The 14,118-nt window shown below is 60.7% G+C and carries 14 protein-coding genes; 10 read left to right on the top strand and 4 right to left on the bottom strand.

Annotated elements, in window-relative coordinates; translation table 11 throughout:
* Positions 1-2 precede the first annotated feature (2 nt).
* From B3I26_RS18270 to B3I26_RS18290, 5 genes are all read left to right on the top strand, one after another.
* Positions 3-296: a hypothetical protein gene (locus B3I26_RS18270; protein WP_296259648.1), complete on the top strand. Its 294-nt coding sequence runs from the start codon at positions 3-5 to the stop codon at positions 294-296.
* Positions 293-1,939, top strand: a complete 1,647-nt coding sequence (locus tag B3I26_RS18275) for an AMP-binding protein (RefSeq protein ID WP_296259649.1) — start codon at positions 293-295, stop codon at positions 1,937-1,939. The genes B3I26_RS18270 and B3I26_RS18275 overlap by 4 nt, the downstream gene beginning before the upstream one ends.
* Before the next feature lie 14 nt (positions 1,940-1,953).
* A complete protein-coding gene (locus tag B3I26_RS18280; protein ID WP_296259650.1) occupies positions 1,954-2,406 on the top strand; it encodes a PaaI family thioesterase in 453 nt (150 codons plus the stop codon).
* A 103-nt stretch (positions 2,407-2,509) separates the two neighbouring features.
* Positions 2,510-3,001: a MarR family winged helix-turn-helix transcriptional regulator gene (locus B3I26_RS18285; protein WP_296259652.1), complete on the top strand. Its 492-nt coding sequence runs from the start codon at positions 2,510-2,512 to the stop codon at positions 2,999-3,001.
* Positions 3,002-3,144: 143 nt separating this feature from the next.
* Positions 3,145-3,912 carry an enoyl-CoA hydratase-related protein gene (locus tag B3I26_RS18290; RefSeq protein WP_296259653.1) on the top strand — a complete coding sequence of 256 codons (768 nt, stop codon included), beginning with the start codon at positions 3,145-3,147 and terminating at the stop codon, positions 3,910-3,912.
* Positions 3,913-3,921: 9 nt separating this feature from the next.
* Here B3I26_RS18290 and B3I26_RS18295 read toward each other — a convergent pair whose 3' ends face one another.
* Positions 3,922-4,782, bottom strand: a complete 861-nt coding sequence (locus B3I26_RS18295) for an alpha/beta fold hydrolase (protein WP_296259655.1) — start codon at positions 4,780-4,782, stop codon at positions 3,922-3,924.
* A gap of 139 nt (positions 4,783-4,921) precedes the next feature.
* Here B3I26_RS18295 and B3I26_RS18300 point away from each other — a divergent pair, with 139 nt between their 5' ends.
* Together B3I26_RS18300 and B3I26_RS18305 are read left to right on the top strand one after the other, a co-directional pair.
* Positions 4,922-6,253 carry an MFS transporter gene (locus B3I26_RS18300; protein ID WP_296259657.1) on the top strand — a complete coding sequence of 444 codons (1,332 nt, stop codon included), beginning with the start codon at positions 4,922-4,924 and terminating at the stop codon, positions 6,251-6,253.
* Positions 6,254-6,276: 23 nt separating this feature from the next.
* The gene (locus B3I26_RS18305; protein WP_296259659.1) at positions 6,277-7,128 is read left to right on the top strand and encodes an acyl-CoA thioesterase; all 852 of its coding nucleotides are present in this window, start codon (positions 6,277-6,279) and stop codon (positions 7,126-7,128) included.
* A 31-nt stretch (positions 7,129-7,159) separates the two neighbouring features.
* On the opposite strand, the gene B3I26_RS18310 is transcribed toward B3I26_RS18305, so the two are convergent.
* Entirely contained in the window at positions 7,160-8,785 is a 1,626-nt protein-coding gene (locus B3I26_RS18310; protein ID WP_296259660.1) for an AMP-binding protein, read from the bottom strand.
* 228 nt (positions 8,786-9,013) lie between these two features.
* Here B3I26_RS18310 and B3I26_RS18315 point away from each other — a divergent pair, with 228 nt between their 5' ends.
* A complete protein-coding gene (locus B3I26_RS18315; RefSeq protein WP_296259662.1) occupies positions 9,014-10,201 on the top strand; it encodes a thiolase family protein in 1,188 nt (395 codons plus the stop codon).
* A gap of 27 nt (positions 10,202-10,228) precedes the next feature.
* Here the strand turns inward: B3I26_RS18315 and B3I26_RS18320 are convergent, their stop codons facing one another.
* Positions 10,229-11,053, bottom strand: a complete 825-nt coding sequence (locus B3I26_RS18320; protein WP_296259664.1) for an SDR family NAD(P)-dependent oxidoreductase — start codon at positions 11,051-11,053, stop codon at positions 10,229-10,231.
* A 28-nt stretch (positions 11,054-11,081) separates the two neighbouring features.
* The gene (locus B3I26_RS18325) at positions 11,082-11,942 is read right to left on the bottom strand and encodes a MaoC/PaaZ C-terminal domain-containing protein (protein ID WP_296259666.1); all 861 of its coding nucleotides are present in this window, start codon (positions 11,940-11,942) and stop codon (positions 11,082-11,084) included.
* 155 nt (positions 11,943-12,097) lie between these two features.
* Here B3I26_RS18325 and B3I26_RS18330 point away from each other — a divergent pair, with 155 nt between their 5' ends.
* Together B3I26_RS18330 and B3I26_RS18335 are read left to right on the top strand one after the other, a co-directional pair.
* Entirely contained in the window at positions 12,098-13,249 is a 1,152-nt protein-coding gene (locus B3I26_RS18330) for an acetyl-CoA acetyltransferase (RefSeq protein WP_296259667.1), read from the top strand.
* Between the two features lie 41 nt (positions 13,250-13,290).
* Positions 13,291-14,103 carry an enoyl-CoA hydratase-related protein gene (locus B3I26_RS18335; protein ID WP_296259669.1) on the top strand — a complete coding sequence of 271 codons (813 nt, stop codon included), beginning with the start codon at positions 13,291-13,293 and terminating at the stop codon, positions 14,101-14,103.
* Positions 14,104-14,118: the final 15 nt, after the last annotated feature.

Genomic DNA, 14,118 nt, shown 5'->3' on the forward strand with positions numbered 1-14,118 from the left:
GAATGGAGTTTTGTAGCGCCGTTGTCACCGGTGGGGCGAGCGAGGTTGGCCTGGCGATCGCCCGCGCATTCGCTTGGCTGGGGACGCAAGTGGTGCTGGCGGACTTGCCAGGTGATGCATTGCGCGCAATGTCGCACGCCACGATGACTTCCGAGGATGTCGCCGCGTGTGTGGTGGCAGGCATCCAACAAAAAGACTTTCACATTCTGACTCATCCTGAGTCGTTGAGCCTGGCGCGGCAGCGCTGGCAACGCCTGCTGGATGACATACGTGTACAAGGAGCGCAACAGCGATGAATGCCATGACACAGAATCACCAGGCATTACCGGGGTGGGCATGCGGCGAAACCGATACGGTCAACGCGGTCCTGCGCCGTGCTGCAGCTGAGTTTGGGGACGCCCCGTTTCTCGACTTTCTGGGACAGATACACAGTTTCGCCGACCTGCAGCGTGAGAGTTGTCGTATCGCCAATGGTCTTGCCGAACAGGGGGTCGGCAAAGGTGACACGGTCGTGACTATCCTGAATAACAACATCGATGCGGTCTTGCTGTGGTTCGCTATCAACAAGCTGGGCGCAATCAGCGTGCCGGTCAATACCGCGCTCAAGGGGGAGTTCCTGCGCCATCAGGTGGCGGATGCGACGGCGGCGCTGGTGGTGGCTGAAGCCGAATATGCCGAACGCTTGAGCCTGGTTATCGACCAACTGCCTGCCGTGAAGCAGATCGTCTACCGCACTGAGCGTCCGGTGGTGGAACTCGGTGACAAGCAGTTGCTGGCGCTCGATGCGTTGCGCAGCCTGGACGAAAGTGACCCCGACGTGGACGTGCGTCCAGGTGATCTTTCGATGTTGATTTACACCGGTGGTACCACCGGGCCCTCCAAGGGTTGCATGATCAGCCACAACAATGCTTGCAACGAAGCGCGGCAGATCCTTCGGTGTCATGGCCGCACGAAAGACTCGATCACCTGGACGCCGCTGCCGTTGTTCCACCTCAACGCGACAGTGACCACGGTTCTGTGCAACCTGATGATTGGCGCGCGATCGGTCATTTATCCAAGGTTTTCGGTTTCAGGGTTCTGGCAAGACATTGAGCGCAGCGGTGCCAACGAGGCCAACCTTCTCGCATCTATGGCGCCCCTGCTCGCCGATGCGCCTGACAGCGAGGCCATGCAGCGCTGTTTCGGTCAGTTGAACAAGGTCTACAGTGCGCCATTCACCTCCGACGTCCAGCAGGTCTGGCGCGAGCGTTTCGGCGTTCGGCACACGGTCGGCGGTGCGGGGTTTGGTCTGACCGAGTGCGCGATTGTCACGTTGCTGCCGTTCGGTGCAGCCGAGAAGCCGAACTGTGCAGGTCGACGCTGCGATGATTTCGACATCCGCATCGTCGACGATCACGACATCGAAGTGCCTTACGGGACGCCGGGCGAACTGATCGTGCGCCCGCTCAAACCCCATGTCATGTTCGAAGGGTACTGGAATCGCCCCGCCGACACCCTCAAGGTCATGCGCAACATGTGGTTCCACACGGGCGATATCGGCAAGATCGATGAGGACGGTTTCTTCTTTTTCCTGGACCGCAAGAAGGACTATATGCGCCGCGCAGGAGAGAACATTTCCGGGTTCGAAATGGAGCGCAGTTTCAGTGCCCATCCGGATATCGAAGAAGTGGCCGTACATGCCGTGTTCTCCGAACTGTCCGAAGACGAAGTCAAGGTCACCGCGGTGCTTCGAGCCAACAGCACGCTGGACGCAGAAACCCTTTGCCGCTGGGCGATTGATCGTGTGCCTTACTATGCCGTGCCACGCTTCATCGAGTTTCGCCAGGCGTTACCGCGCAGCCCGGTGGGCCGCATCCTCAAGTATCAACTTCGGGATGAAGGCGTCACTGCGCAGACCTGGGACCGGATCAAGGCCAATGTGATCTTTTCCAAACGTTAGACGGGGAGCGACTCATGACAACCGATCACACTTTGAGTCCGGGCAGCCCGGACCAGAGCGCCTACACCCAGAGAGGACTGGACGACTACTTGACTCATCTGCAGATCTACGGACGTCCCGACCTGCGTGACGACGGTGCAAGCATTGCGTTGCGCTTGAAAAGTTTTCACATCAATGGGGGCGGTTGCGCCCATGGCGGTCTGGTGATGTCATTGATGGATGCGGTGATGGCCTGTGCGACCGCGCACAAGGGAGGAGGGCGACACTGCGTGACCGTGGAAATGAAAACGCAGTTTATTCGTCCTGGCGGGCAGGCAGGGGACTTGATCATTGCGCGAGCAGATTGGCGCGGAGGCGGAAACACGCTGGCCTTCTGCGACGCGCAGATCACCGATGAGCAAGGGACGCTATTGGCAATCGCGTCAGGGACATTCCGCTTCATTGGCGCGGCGCGGCACAGCATGTAAGGTTGTTATCAGCTTTTCTGCGGGCGTTTTGATTGTCAGGTCTGTGCCGGTGCCAAAAAAAATGACAACATCTGGTCAATTCCACCGCTAATAGGATTGCCGGGTGAGCAATATTGATGGCAATGGCAGTAACCTGACGTTCGACCGTTCCGTACACAGCGAGCAAGGCGCCCGCGTTGCGGAACTGGTCGATGAAATTCTGCGCCTGCACGGGCGCATCATGAGCGCAAACAAACCTTCCGCGCTGGGCAGTTCGGCGCAAGCCATCGTACTGGCATCGATCGTGGTCGCGCCCGTACCGCCCACCGTCGCACGTATTGCCCGCAGCCTGGGGTTCGCCAGGCAGGGCATCCAGCGCATCGCCGATGGCCTGGTCGACCAGGGCTTTGCGCGGTATGCCGACAACCCTCATCACAAGACGTCAAAGTTGCTGGTCGCTACTGACAAAGGAAAAGAAACCTACGACCTCGCGAACCGGGAAAGCGCCGCGTGGACTGATCGCGTCGCTGAGGGGCTCGTCGCACACGAGCTTGACCAGGCGCTGAACGTACTGCGGCGGGTGCGACACAATCTGCAGCAGGATGCCGAAACCTGAGACGGCCTGCCAGAACGAAACAGCGATGGAGAAGTGGTGATAACTGATGACAGGTTAGTTACTCTATTTCCTTTCCCTGCCGGCGACGCCAGAAAGCTGGGCTGTTTCGGGCGAGTGCCGCATAACCTGCCGAGAACCGAACCATGTCTGTGCTGCTCAGAACCCGCGAAAACACTATCGAGATCCTGACATTGAACCGTCCAGAGCAACGTAATGCGCTGGACAGCGCATTGATGGCTGCCCTGGGCCAGGCGCTTGACGATATCGCGCAAGACGATTCGATTCGCGTCGTCGTGCTGGCCGCCTCCGGGGACCGGGCGTTTTGCTCGGGCATGGACCTTAAGGACTTCTCAGATGCGCAACCTGACGGGCGACCTCGCTCGTCGCACTCACTGGACGCACTGCTGGACGGTCGCTACCCAAAGCCTGTGATCGCTGCCGTAAACGGAGCCGCAGTTGCCGGAGGCTTCGAGTTGGTGCTCGGCTGTGACCTGGTGGTGGCGGCCACACACGCCAGATTCGGCATCCCCGAAGTTCGACATGGGCTTTTCGCGCCGGGAGGTGGCGTTCTGCTACCAGTAAGAGTCCCGCTGGCCATCGCACTGGAAATGGGGCTCACCGGCAAGCTGATCGACGCATCGCGAGCCCGTGAACTGGGGCTGGTCAATCATGTTGTCGAGCCTGAAGACGTCCTGGGCAAGGCCTTGGCGCTGGGGCTGCTCATTGGCACCAATGCACCGCTTGCGGTTGCCGCCACCAAAATGCTGATGTGGACCTGCGCCCGAGACGGTGCTCGGGAGGTGCGTGCCCGCGCAGAGAGCGCCATGATTCAGGTCTTTGACAGCGAGGATGCTCAGGAGGGGGCTCGCGCGTTCATTGAAAAACGCCTCCCTGAGTGGAAGGGGCGTTGAGAACCGCGATCATCGAGCCGGGGACACCAGTGCATGGCGATCGAGAAATGCGAGAATGGCAGCGTTGAACACATCGTTTCGGTCGCCCGCCACCATGTGACCTGCGCCTTCGACATCGACGAATTCCAGCTGAGGTATGAGGGCCTGCAAATGTCGCACGCCCTGCGGACTGACCACATCGCTCTGCGTGCCACGGACCAGCAGCACGGGCATCGGGATTTTCCCGGCGGCCTGCTCCATGCGAGCGCTGATAGAAGCAATTCTCTGCTCGTGATCGTCCGCCAGGAGCCGTGGGTCCCAGTGCCAATACCAGCGGCCGTCATCTCGCAGTCGCAGGTTTTTCTCCAGCCCTCGGCTCTGGGTTTTTCGGGCCCTGTGCGGGTTGTAGGCGTCCACTGCCGCGGCAGCGCTTGCCAAGCTGCTGAAGCCGTCGCGGTGTCGGGTCATGAAGTCGATGATGTGCGCCACGCCACCGGCTTCGAGTCTGGGCGTCACGTCCACCAGAATCAGCGCGCGGGCCAGGCTGGGATGGTCCGCACAAGCGATCATCGAATGCACGCCCCCCATGGAGGCGCCGATCAGCACCGGCGGGGCGGGAAGCACCTTGATGACGGCCAGCAGATCGTCCACCTGGCTTTGCAGGCTGTAATCGCCGTCTTCGACCCACTGCGATTCACCATGCCCGCGGGCATCCAGAGAGATTACCCGGTAACCCTGCGCTGCCAACGCGTCATGGGCTTGCGACCACGAATGTCGGGTTTGCCCGCCCCCATGCAGCAGCACCACCGGCGTGCCATTGATCGGCCCACCGACGTCCGCCGCCAGCCTGTTGCCCTTGCCACCGCTAAACCAATGAGTTGTTACGTTCATGCCTGGCTCTTGATTGCTGTTCGTCGCCATAGTGGTACGGATGTCGCGTGGAAATCAATAAATAAAAGAGTGTCATTTATATAAGTGTCATGTTTACAATCCCGAAAGCCCGAAAATTACAATAATGGAGGTTTTGCCCATGTCGAATATCTCACCCAGAGGCGGTTCGAGCCTGTCGATTGACCTCACTGAATTTCGCCGAGGTTGGCGAATACTGATCCTGGCGCTGATCGGCATCGGCACATCCGTCAGCGTCGCGCCGCTGTATTCGTTCGGCACGCTGATCGTGCCGCTGCAACAGGCTTTTGGTTGGACCCGTGAGCAGATCCAGCCCGGCATCGCGTTTCTGTTCGGCTTCTCGGTGATTTCCGTACAGCTGGGGGGCTGGTTGATCCGCCGCCATGGCGTGCGGCCGGTTGCGCTGATCTCTCTGGTGACGTTGGCGGCAGGGTATCTGCTAATGACACTAAACAAGGGCTCGATCATTCAGTTCTATGCGGGCTACAGCCTGCTTGCCTTCGCTGGACTCGGCACGACCATGGTGACCTGGACGCAGCTGGTCAACCTTTGGTTCGACCGCAACCGAGGTCTGGCGCTGGCTATCATCCTATGCGGCACCGGGCTCTGTGCGCTGGTGATGCCCAATGTCATAAGCTGGGCGATCGCGCAGTGGGATTGGCGCGCCGGCTACTGGATTCTCGCCGCTATTCCGCTTGTGGTCACGCTGCCGCTCACACGCCTCTGGCTGACTCAGGAAGTGCCGGTGGCAAACACCGTTCCCCAGCCCCAGCAAGAAAAGGCGTTGCTCCCGGGCATGCCGTTGCGTCTGGTGGTGCGCAGCAAACGTTTCTGGTTGTGCAACGTCGCCTTGACGCTGGCAACAGTCTCGATGATCGGGATGGTGACCAATACCGTGCCCATGTTGCGAGATCGCGGCATGTCCGCCGCAGACGCTGCTACCGCGTTCAGCGTGTACGGTATTTCCCTGATTCTCGGCCGTGTGCTGGTCGGCTATCTGGTTGATCGTTTATGGGCGCCCGGTGTGGCGTTGGTTGTCATGCTGATGCCCGCCATGGGCTGTTTTCTGTTCTACAGTGGCGACAACCACATGGGTATGCTGATGCTGGCCTCGTTGCTGGTCGGGTTTGGCGCGGGCGCGGAACTGGACATCGCCGCGTTCCTCATGGCGCGTTATTTCGGTATGCGCGACTACAGCCGCGTCTTTGCGATGCATATGGGCGTGATTGGTCTGATCAGCACGCTGGCACCGTTCTTCTTCGGTTATCTCTACGCCAGGAGCGGTGCCTATACCTCGTTGATGGTCTTCTGCATGATCAGCTTCGTGTCGGCCGCGGTGTTGCTGCCACTGCTGGGGCGCTACCCGACTTTCGCTGATCCAACGGTTGAAAGTCGCGCCGGGGCAGTGCCAGTGGAGCCGGTTGCCAACGCTCCGTTGAGAGCCGGCAGTTGATGACAGTGACGGACGAGTCGGGGATGAACGCACCTGATCGTGACTTGAACCGGCTTTTCGCCCTTGAGCCTCTGGGCGACTCACGGTTCAGCGCCAGCGGCCATGACGCCAATCTCAATGGCCGCGTGTTTGGGGGGCAGTTGTTGGCACAGACGCTACTGGCGGCGCAACACGTGTGCCCCGATGTGGCCGCGACGCTGCATGTTCTTTTTTTGCGCGGAGCGCTGCCCGATGAACCGCTGCGTTATGAGGTCCAGGTGTTGCAGTCCGGACGACGGTTCAGCAGCTGCCGGGTTCGTGGCAGCCAGCGAGGGCGTGCGGTGGTCGAGGCTCAGGTCACGTTGCAGCAGCTCATAGAGGGTTACAGACACGCGGCACCCGCGCCCGAAGTTGCCAATCCGGAACAGTTGCCCGCGCTTTCACAAATGCGTGATGCGACGGGGGCCAGTCTCGATTACATGTGTAAGCCCGGAATCGAATTGCGATTGATCGCCACCCGCGAATCGATGTTCCATCCGACCACCGAGGCGCGGCTGTGCTATTGGGCGAAATTACAGAAGCCGCTGGGCGGTGATCTCGCCAGGCAGCAGGCGGCGTTGGCCTACTTGAGTGACTACTGGATCAATGGCGCGGCGATCGGTCATCACGTGCCGCTGGTGGGCGCTCGGGACTCTCTGTACGTGGCCAGTCTGAATCACTCGTTGTGGTTTCATGCAGCGTCCCGCGCCGATGACTGGTTACTGTTTGTCTGTGAAAGCCCGGTGATGCAAAGGGGCAGGGGACTGACCTGGGTGCGCATCTACGACCGCGACAGGCAACTGGTCGCATCGGCGTCACAGGAGTCGGTGATAGGGTTGCGGCAAAACGAGGAATAAGCGGCCCGCCAGCGCGGGCCGCAGGTGTGCGCTAGCGCTTATGTAGAATGAACCCGGCCCTCTCGCGATCCCAGGTAGTGGCGGTCACGCCTTCGTCTCGTAACTGAAACTTGTAGATCCGTCCCAGTGGGCTCTTGGGCAACTGTGCGCGAAACTCGATGTATCGAGGCACAGCGTAGTAAGGCATCTCTTCGCTGGCCCAGCGGCACAATGACTCGCCATCGAGTGTGCTTTGCGCCTTGAGGGTCAGCGTGACCTTCAGTTCATCTTCCCCAAGGTCCGAAAGCACTGCGTGTGCAGCGACTTCGTCGACGAGCGGGTGGCGAAGAAAGGCGCGCTCGACTTCGAAACTGGAAATATTCTCGCCTCGGCGGCGCAAATAGTCTTTCTTGCGATCCACGAAGTAAAAGTAATCGTCGTCGTCGAACATGCCGATATCGCCGGTGTGGAACCACATATTGCGCATGACCTTGAGCGTGTCCTCGGGCCGGCGCCAGTAACCCTCGAACATGATGTGCGGCTTGCGCGGACGCACAAGGATCTCACCAGGGGTGTTGGCTGGCAGTTCGTTATCGTGATCGTCGACGATGCGCACGTCGAAGTCTTCGCGGTTGCGTTTACCGGAGCTGTTGGGCTTCATCGGCGTGCCAAACGGCAGCAGGGAGGGCAGTGAGCACTCGCTCAGCCCGAATCCGCCACAGATGGTATGCGTGACGCCGAAACGTTGTTTCCAGGTGTCCTGCACCGGCACGGGGAACGGCGCGCCGTTGACCATCCAGACCTGGCCTTTGCAACGCAGCATGGCGTCGTTGTCTGGCGCACCGGCAAGCATCGGCAGCATCGAAGCCAGCAGCTGTACGTCATTGGCCCCCGTGCGCTCGATTTCCGGCCAGAAGTTCGACACCGAGAAGCGCGGATAGATCGCCACCTGCGCGCCGACCATCATGTTCGCCAGCACTGTGCTGGCCACAGCGTTGAAATGAAACAGCGGCAGAGGCGTCCAGGTGATGGTTTCAGCGCCGCGGCTGGCGATCTTCAGCATCTGCCGCGCCATGCTGCAGGCGTAGTTGTGGCTGATCATGCAGCCCTTAGAGGGGCCGGTGGTGCCGCCGGTATAAATCAACATCGCCAAGTCACCGGGCAACACTTGTTCTTCGGGCTGGCTGGCATCATCGCTGAGCAACTGGGTCCAGGCCATCAGTTGGCCGTCGAACGACAACGCCGGACGTTCGCCGCGATGAATCAGGGTTTCGAGCTTTGGCAGACGGTCCGCGACCTGCACCACCCGCTGGGCGTAGTCACTTTCGGCAATGATGATCGATGCGTTTGCATCGGACACCTGATGCACCAGAAACTCGCCCTTCAGCGCGGTATTAACCGGGACGCTGACCGCGCCCAGTTTGTTGATCGCGAACCAGATGAAAACCGCGTCGGCAGAGTTATCCAGCAGCGTCACCACGGTCTGCCCCTTGCGTACGCCCAGCTGCTTGAGGCCGTTGGCTAACCTGCACGCGAAATGATCGATATCGCTGAAGCTATGGGTGTCACCCAGGAAATCAAGGAATTGTCGGTCGCCGTAAGCGCCAACGGCCCGTTGCAGAACCGCATTGATCGTGTCCAGATGATCGCTGCTCCAGCCGGGTTCAGGTGTTGACATGAATCTTGACCTCACTGTTGTTTTTGTTGGGAGTGCCTGTCATGCACGAGGGGCTCACGCCCCAAGCCTTCATGCAATCCGTCACCTTATCGCTGATAACTGACTGATTGACATTTTTCGGAGTCTGCATCAGTGTGGGTCAGGGGTCAATACACGCTGTGAAAACGAGAACTGCGCCGTTCAGAGCGCCGGCGTGAACGCTCAAATTAATGACATTAAGGATCGCACATGGCGACGGTAGGTGAACGCAACGCAGTCATTTCCGGTATCGGGCAATCACAAGTCGGGCGGCGGCTGGGGCGCAGCGGTCTGGACCTGACTCTGGAGGCGGTCGCGCAGGCGTTGGCGGATGCCGGTCTGACGCGCGAGGACATCGACGGCGTATCCAGTTGGCCTGGCTACAGTGCTGAAATGCCGGGCTTTTCGCCTGTGTCGATCAACGCCCTCAGGGACAGCTTGAAGCTTGAACTTAACTGGTATAACGCCGGCAACGAAGCCACCCAGATGAGCGCGTTGATCAACGCCTGCATGGCGGTGGCCTGTGGACAGGCGCGCCACGTGCTCTGCTTTCGTACGGTGCTTGAATCCAGTGCCGCTGCGCAACGCGCCCATGCCGCCCATGCCGCCCAGGGCCCCGCGCCTCGCGTCTCGGGATACAACGAATTTCTGGCCCCATTCGACGCGCTGTCACCCGCCAATTGGGTTGGCTTGGTTGCCAGCCGCTATTTTCACGAGTTCGGCGCCAGCCGCGAGCAGCTGGGAGCGATTGCCCTGAATGCGCGCAAGAACGCGATGCTCAACCCCAACGCGGTCTACCGCGATCCGCTGACCATGGAGCAGTATCTGGGGTCACGGATGATCTCCACGCCGCTTTGTCTTTATGACTGCGACGTACCGGTCGATGGCGCCACGGTGCTGATCGTGTCCCACCGTGATGCGGCCAAAGACCTGCGCTCGTTACCGGTACAGGTCGAATCGATCTGTGGCCCGTTCAAGGGCCACGACAGCTGGGATCAGATGCCTGACTTGACGCGCTACTACGCCGAGGAAGCGGGCAAGCGCCTCTGGAGCCGCACCGATTTCAAACCCAAGGACGTCAAGTTGGCTGAACTGTATGACGGTTTCAGCATGCTGACGTTGCTATGGCTCGAGGCGCTGGGATTCTGTGGCCGGGGCGAAGCCGCTGCATTCGTCGAGGGCGGGCAGCGCATTGCCCTTGATGGAGAGCTGCCACTGGCGACTCATGGCGGACAATTGTCCGCTGGACGTCTGCACGGCATGGGTTATATCCACGAAGCGGTGGTTCAGCTGCGCGGCGAAGGGGGCGCGCGTCAAGTACCGAACGGCCCGCAATTGGCCGTTGCCACCAACGGCGGCGGACCGTTCGCAGGCGCGGTACTGCTCTCCACTCATTGATCGCGCCGCCCTTGAGCGGCGCGATTTTCAGCCGTGGTAAAGGTTCCACTCGCCATCATGGGGTGAACGTGTCCAGCCGCTGGAGGCGATGGCCCCGCCGTCTACCGGAATGGTCAGGCCAGTGGTGTAGCTGGACATCGTCGAGCACAGGAATACCACCACGTTGGCCAACTCTTCGGGGGTGCCGGTTCGTCCCATGGGAATGTAACGGTCGCGCGCTGCATTGGCCGCGTCGCCTGCTGCGTCGAACCAACGTCTGAGCCCCTTGGTTTCGATCATGTCTGGTGCCAGTGCGTGAACCCTTATCTGGTGCTCGGAGAGCTCAAGCGCCATTGAGCGGGTAAAGCTGATCATTCCGGCTTTGCAGGCAGCGTACACCGCATATCCTGGCGCAGCCCGCAGGCCTTCGCTGCTGGCGATGTTGATCACAGTCCCGCCGCGTTGACCGGCAATCATGGCCTGCGCGGCCGCCTGCGTGGCGGTGAGCATGCTGATGAAGTTCAGCTCGATATGTTTGCGCCAACTGTCTTCGCTCTGCTCAAGAAAGGCGCGCTGGCGAACGCCGCCAGCGTTGTTGACGAGAATGTCGAGTCGACCGAAGTGGTCCGTGCCCCGGGCGATGGCTTCGCGCAGTGCGCTGCTGTCGGTGACGTCGACCGCAACGAACTGCGCGTCGTAACCTTCGTTGGTCAGCTCGCACGCCAGTGCCTGACCCTGTTCCCGGTCCACGTCGGCGATCGTCACCGCTGCGCCGAAAAGGCACAGGGCACGAGCGATTCCCGCACCAAGACCGTTGGCGCCTGCGGTGATGAATGCGACTTTGCCATCGAGGCGAATAGCGCCCTGCGTCATATCATTGCCCTCCAGAAAATCCCTGACCTCAGCCACGCAATGTGACAAGCCCGTTATTGATCACCACAACGTTTCGCTCCAGTGAGCGCACCCGGAACGCCACCTTCTCACCGTCGATCCAGAGCTCGTTGCGAAAGGTTTCTCCAGGATAGGCGGGCGCGGTAAAGCGCCCGAACAGGGAGGCGATGCGGCTACCGTCGTAATCACAGACCCCCTGCAGGACCGCTCTGCCGGCAATCCCCCACGTGGCGAGGCCGTGCAGGATAGGGCGGTCGAATCCGGCTTTACGCGCCACTTCGGGATCGGCGTGCAAGGGATTCCAATCTCCATTGAGCCGGTAAAGCAGGGCCGCGTTGTGGGCAGTGGGCAGGTCGATCACCAGGTCAGCGGCGCGTTCGGGCACCGACGGCGGCGGCGCGCTGCTGCGCACAGGCCCACCGAAACCTCCGTCCCCGCGAGCCAGCATGGTCTGGGTGATAGTGCACAACAGGTCCTGGCTGTCACGCTCGAAAATACGCCGTTCGTAGGTAATCAGTGCGCCCTTGTCCAGACCTTTATCAATAATGTCGACCACGCGGGATTTGCCGATCACATGGGCTTCGGGCGGCAGTGGTTTATGCAGGGTCAGTCCCTGCTCGGCGTGAACGATGCGCACCCAGTCCAGGCCGGTATTGAGTGTGCGTGGCCAGTAACCAGGGTGAGCGAGCACCACCCCCATTGTCGGAACAGCTCGTAATCCGGCCTCATACACCAGCGGCAGCTGGGCGGTGTCCATCGGATCGGCCGCATAGCCCAAGCTCAACGCATAAAGGATGGCGTCTTTGTGGGTGTAATGCTGGCGGGTGTCCGGAATCTGCAAATTGAGCAGTGCGTCGAAATCCAGGGGCATGCGGGCGACTCCTGTGCGGTCTTGTTGTTGGGTCTTGCAGCACATGATGAGCTACGTTAACGTGCATAGCTGATACTATGTCAGTTGCTGGGGTGTCGTCCATCTCTCGCACCTCAGATCAGACGCAACCTCATAACAAGAAAATGGAGCGTGCGATGGAGCATTTCCCGCGAGGGCGAACCGCGATTGTCGGTGCAGCTGTTTATGGCATGGGCGAGTCCCCCGGCCAACGATCACTGGACCTGGCCGCGCATGCGGCATTGCGCGCGCTGGCCGATGCTGGCCTGCAGCTGAGCGAGGTCGATGCGCTGTTCGTCTGCACACCCGATGATGCCTTGTCTGGTCTGAGCGCCGCCGAATACCTGGGCATCCAGCCGCGCTTCACGGAAAACAACCGCACTGGCGGGTCGGCCTTCCATTCTCATGTGATCACTGCGGCGCTGATGCTCGATGCCGGTTATTGCGATACAGCGCTGATCATGTACGGCAGCAACCAGCGCACCGCCAGCGGCGGCCTGGTTTCGATGCGCGTGCCCTCGCCCTATGAAAAGCCGTACCGGCCCCTGACGCCCTTGTCGTCGTATGCGCTGGCGGCCTCCCGGCACATGCATCAGTTCGGCACCACCCGCGAGCATCTGGCTGAAGTGGCGGTGGCGGCGCGCAACTGGGCCAAGCTGAACCCCGACGCATTCATGCGCGAGGACTTGAGCATCGAAGACTGTTTGCGGGCACGCCTGGTGTCAGACCCTTTGAGTGTGCGCGATTGCTGCCTGGTCACCGACGGTGCCGCCGCCATTGTCATGACCCGAGTTGACCGGGCCCGGGACTTAAAGTCAGAACCCGTCTACGTCCTGGGAGGCGCGGCAGCGACGTGGTACTCCGGCGTTGATCAGGCGACTGACCTCACGGTGACCGCCGCACGAGAATCCGGAAAACGGGCCTATGCCATTGCCGGGGTCAGCCCGCAAGACATTGATGTAGTTCAGGTCTACGACGCATTCACTATCAACACCTTGCTGTTTCTCGAGGATCTTGGATTCTGTCCCAAGGGCGAGGGCGGCCGGTTCGTGTCCGGCGGCCATATCGGACCGGGTGGCGGGTTGGCGGTCAATACCAACGGTGGCGGTCTGTCGTGTTGCCATCCGGGCATGTATGGCCTGTTCACGCTCGTCGAGTCATGCCAGCAATTGCGTGGCGAAGCGGGGCAGCGCCAGGTCCGGGATGCCAACCTGGCCTTGGCACATGCCAACGGCGGAACACTGTCCAGCCAGGCGACGATGATTCTTGGGACCGCACAAACCCTCTGATCGAACACTAAATCCGACACGCCAGTTGTGGAGTGAACCTCATGACCGATTGCCTTCCCGTCACCCGCTTCGTGCACACGCAGATCGTCGATCGCGTTGCCGTCGTCACTCTAAATCGCCCCCCCGTCAACGCACTGGATTCGGTGACCATTCGCGAACTGACCGCGACTTTTAATGCCCTGGCGCGCAGCCGCGATGCCAGCGTGATCGTGTTCACTGCGCCAGGCGACAACATCTTCTGCGCAGGCATTGACCTCAAGGACTCGTCGCGGCGTCATGCCCGCGAGTTGGTCGAGGACGACTCAGCCATCGACCTGCTTGATCCCGGCGCGGTGGTACGTGAATGCTTCTGGGCCATCCTGGAGTGCCCGCTGCCGGTGATCGCCGCCGTCAACGGCAAAGCCATCGGGGCGGGGTTGGTGCTGGTCGCCAGTTGTGACCTGGTCGTGGCGGCGGAGCATGCCACCTTTTCCGTGCCTGAAATCAAGGCCGGGGTGCTGGGCGGCGCGCGACACCTGCAGCGGCTGGTCGGCCCTTTCAAGACCCGCAAAATGTTCTTCACCGGTGAGCCGGTGCCTGCGCAGGAGTTCTATCGCCTGGGTGCGTTCGAAGCCGTGGTGGCGTCGGACAAGTTGATGGAGACGGCGATGCAGCTGGCTTCGCAGATCGCCCGCCACAGCCCGATAGGCCTGCGTCTGGGCAAAGAGTCGTTGAGCCGGGTGGAGGATTTGTCGCTCAAGGACGGCTACCGTATCGAGCAAGATTACACAGGGCGTGTCACCCGTTATGCCGATTCGGCCGAGGCCAGACAAGCCTATCTGAACAAGCGCGAGCCGGATTGGTCATGGTCCTGACCGGGCACATCGATG

Origin of the sequence: Pseudomonas sp. UBA5706 (genome assembly GCF_002419965.1) — a bacterium.
GTDB lineage: Bacteria > Pseudomonadota > Gammaproteobacteria > Pseudomonadales > Pseudomonadaceae > Aquipseudomonas.